Genomic DNA, 3,564 nt, shown 5'->3' with positions numbered 1-3,564 from the left:
GGCGGGCGGGCGCGACACGGTCGGACTGCGCGTTCCGGCGCACCCGATGGCTCGCGAGATGATCCGTCGTGCCGGAGTTCCCGTCGCCGCACCCTCCGCGAACCGGTTCGGGGCGGTGAGCCCGACGACCGCAGAGCACGTCGTGGCCGACATCGGCGAACTCCTGGACCCGGAACGCGACCTCGTGCTCGACGGCGGACCGTGTCCGGTCGGCGTCGAGAGCACGATCCTCGACTGCACGATGAATCCGGTCCAGATCCTGCGCGAGGGAGCGGTGACCCGTGAGCAGGTCCGCGAGATCCTGGCCGGCGCCGTGGTGGACCAAGCGTCGGGTCCCGCCCGGGCGAGCGGAATGCTGGCATCGCACTACGCGCCGACGTGCGAAGTGCGAGTGGTCGACACCGCCGACGACGCACACGCCCTCGCGGCGGGAACGCCAGGGGCACGCATCCTCGACGCGACGGACGACGTCGCCCGCTACGCCCGTGACCTCTACGCATCGCTCCGCCGGGCCGACGCCGACGGCGTCAGCAGCCTGATCGCCGTCCTTCCGCCCGCCGAAGGCCTCGGCCACGCGATCCGCGACCGCCTCACCAAAGCCGCAGCCCCCCGCCCCTGAAATGTTCATCGGTGCCCGTCACCGATGAACAGTCACGGCGGTGTCAGCCGAGGTCGGACCAGTCGAGTCGGTTCAGGACCTCGATCCAGGCGTTGCGGACCTGAGCGAGGGGCGGAAGCGGGTGACCCTCCGCTGCGGCGATCGACACGCTGACCGTCGATGCCCCCGCGTCGGGGACGACGTCGAGCTGACACCAGCAGGCCTGTGGAGGCGCGAGGAGGACGCGCAGGTCGTACGGAGGGGCGTCGTCGGCCACCTCGCCGAGCTCGGCAGCTGCGATCAGGAGCGCCTCGAACGCCTCGACCGGGAGGGCCTCGACCGTGAACGACGGAACGTCGCGGGAGTGACCGATCCAACCCGGCGGCTCCTCGGCCGTGTCGTGGCGGCGTGGCGACGTCCCCGTCGGCTCCCTGGTCGCCGGCGGGTCACCGGCCTCCAGCATCCGCAGCGCCAACGCGGCAGCTGCGTTGATCCGCTGCATGTCGGCGGAATCACCACCGGCATCGGGGTGATGACGTCGGGCCAGATCGCGTCGCGCCGAGCGGATCTCCTCGGCCGACGCGTCCGGTGGCACACCCAGAATCGAGTGCGGAGTGACCATCAGGCGTCGCGCAACTCGGCGTACCTCTCGCGGATGGAACCACCGTCGACACCGTCGACCGGGTTGCCCGTGCCCAGCCCCCAGCGCTGTTGGATCACGGCGTGCTCGACCTGTTCCAGAACCGCCGCAGACTGCACCGCCGCGCCCGTCGCGACCGCCTCGTCGACGTCGGCGTGGATGACGTCCATGCCGGCGAGCCCGGCGAGCACCGCTTGCATCGCCTCCGAGCGAGCCCCGCCGCCGATCAGGACGACACGGCCATCCAACGTGGTGAGCTTCCGCATGGCGTCCAATCCGTCGAGCAGGCCACATGCGACTCCGTCGACGGCCGCACGTGCGATCTGCTCACGGGTGAGGTCGCTCCGGAGGCCCGACATCGCACCGGTGGCGTCGGGTCGATACGGCGTTCGCTCGCCGTCGAAATAGGGCAGCAGCACGGGTCCGCCGGGTTCGGCGGCGAGTGCCAGACGGTCGAACTCGGCGTGATCGACGCCGAGAATGCGCCGGAATGCGTCGAGCACCTTGGCAGCATTCGACGTGCAGACCAGCGGCAGGAATCGTCCCGTGGCGTCAGCGAACCCGGCAACCGTGCCCGATGGATCCGCGGTCGGCGTCTCCGACACCGCGGACACCGTTCCCGAGGTGCCGATCGAGATCATGGCATCACCTGGACGGAGGCCCACGCCGAGTGCGCCGGCCATGTTGTCGCCAGATCCGGGGGCGACGATCGCGTCTCGCCAACGGCCGGCAGTCTCCATCGGCCCGAGCACGGTCGGCAACGCCGTGCTCCAGTCCCGCTCGTCGTCGATCAACCGCAGGAGATCGAGGCGGTAGTCGCCGGCGCTCGGCGACCAGTATCCGGTGCCCGAGGCATCGCCGCGGTCGGTCGTGCGCTCGCCGGTGAGGCGGAAGGTCATGTAGTCGTGCGGGAGGAGCACCCGCTGCATCCGGGTCCAGGCGTCGGGGTGGGTGCGGCGCAGCCACGACAGTTTGGTGATCGTGAAGGCCGCGACCGGGACGCTGCCGACCGCATCCGCCCACGCTGCGGCCCCTCCCAGCTGCTCGACGAGACGGGTGACGTCGGGATCGGACTCCGTGTCGTTCCACAACTTGGCCGGGTGGACAGCGCAGTCGTCGGCATCGAGAGCCACCATCCCGTGCTGCTGACCGCCGATCGAGACCGCATCGACATCGGGTGCACCCGCTTCGGCCCACGCCTCGTTGAACGCACCCCACCACGACTCGGGATCCTGTTCACTGCGCGGAGCGGTGACCGCCGGATGCAACCCGCGCCCCGAAGCCACGACCTCTCCCGTGTCGAGATCGCGGACCTCGACCTTGGTGCTCTGGGTACTGGAGTCGACTCCGGCGACGAGTGGCATCCGGTTGAAACTACTGCGGCTCCTCGGTCGACCCGTCGACCCAGTCGGCAGGCGCCTCCCAACGATCGTCGAACACGATCTCGTCCAGTGGCTTGCGTCGGACCGGACCGTGGCTCCCCTCGGGGACACCCAGGGTGATGCACGCCGACAACCCGACGTTCGATGGGATACCGAGCAGTTCGCGGAGTTCGCTCTCCACGCCGAGGTGCCACATCGTCATCGCTCCGCCGTAGCCGTGCGCCCGCGCGGCGAGCAGCAGGTTCTGGCACGCCGGATACACCGACGCCCCTTCGGTCGGATCGGGCTCGCGGTAGCGGTCGAGACACACGAGGATCACGACCGGAATCGACTCGAACCGGTCGACGTATCGTTGCATCGAATCCGCGAACCGACTGGGCCGATACCCGTCCGCCTCACGCTTTGCGTTCCACCCCGACCGGAAGGCGTCACCGAGCAACGACTTGGCCCGACGAGCGTCGGGACCGTCGCGGAGAACCAGGAATCTGAATGGCTGACGATTGGATCCCGATGGCGCTCGGCCGGCGTACCAGAGGATCGAACGGAGGTCGTCCGGATCGACGGGATCGTCGGTGTAGCGGCGGATCGAACGGGTGGTCGCGAGTCCGTGGAGTAGGTCGACCGCGCTGCGTGACTTCACACAGATGCAACGTAGTGCTTTGTCGCGCGTCACATCCATGCGTACACTTTCGGCACCTGAAACGTGTGGGCAATCCCGCCCACTCCCAGACAGGGGGAGAAAAACAACATGCAGAAATCACGCGTGAAGCGCGTCGGTGCCCTGCTCGTTGGCCTCTCGCTCACCGCCGCAGCCTGCGGTAGTGACGACGATGGCGGCGACAGCGACACCGAGACCGAAACCAGCGAAGCGGTTGAAGAGGCCGAGACCGAAGCCAGCGATGCGGTGGAGGAAGCTGAGACCGAGACCAGCGAAGCCATGGAAG

Annotated in this window: 4 protein-coding genes and 1 pseudogene; 2 read left to right on the top strand and 3 right to left on the bottom strand. The window is 68.9% G+C overall.

Annotated features, from left to right (window positions below; translation table 11 throughout):
* On the top strand, nt 1–619 hold a 619-nt coding region (locus tag ON45_RS17080), incomplete at its 5' end, for an L-threonylcarbamoyladenylate synthase (protein WP_040495427.1).
* 43 nt (nt 620–662) lie between these two features.
* Here the strand turns inward: ON45_RS17080 and ON45_RS21755 are convergent.
* The 3 genes from ON45_RS21755 to ON45_RS17065 are packed head-to-tail and all read right to left on the bottom strand — an operon-like array spanning nt 663 to nt 3,260.
* Nucleotides 663–1,220 (bottom strand): DnaJ domain-containing protein, encoded by a 558-nt coding sequence (locus ON45_RS21755; protein ID WP_051063258.1) that lies wholly within the window; start codon nt 1,218–1,220, stop codon nt 663–665.
* On the bottom strand, nt 1,220–2,602 hold the full coding sequence (gene xylB, locus ON45_RS17070; protein WP_040495426.1) for a xylulokinase: 1,383 nt from the start codon (nt 2,600–2,602) through the stop codon (nt 1,220–1,222). Before xylB ends, ON45_RS21755 begins: the two co-directional genes overlap by 1 nt.
* Nucleotides 2,603–2,612: 10 nt before the next feature.
* Entirely contained in the window at nt 2,613–3,260 is a 648-nt protein-coding gene (locus ON45_RS17065) for a nitroreductase family protein (RefSeq protein WP_241432236.1), read from the bottom strand.
* 108 nt (nt 3,261–3,368) lie between these two features.
* Between ON45_RS17065 and ON45_RS22770 the strand changes: the two are divergent.
* Nucleotides 3,369–3,564: pseudogene (locus ON45_RS22770) on the top strand (ABC transporter substrate-binding protein); the annotation flags it as partial.

The organism is Ilumatobacter nonamiensis YM16-303 (assembly GCF_000350145.1).
Taxonomy (GTDB): Bacteria; Actinomycetota; Acidimicrobiia; order Acidimicrobiales; family Ilumatobacteraceae; genus Ilumatobacter_A; species Ilumatobacter_A nonamiensis.
Note: the sequence above shows the minus strand (reverse complement) of the source record. Positions and strands in the feature narration are given on the sequence as shown.

What these genes read in the sequence shown, in the direction of transcription:
- xylB (WP_040495426.1), bottom strand. Translation starts at nt 2,602, where the DNA reads ATGCCACTCGTCGCCGGAGTCGACTCCAGTACCCAGAGCACCAAGGTC.
- ON45_RS21755 (WP_051063258.1), bottom strand. Translation starts at nt 1,220, where the DNA reads ATGGTCACTCCGCACTCGATTCTGGGTGTGCCACCGGACGCGTCGGCC.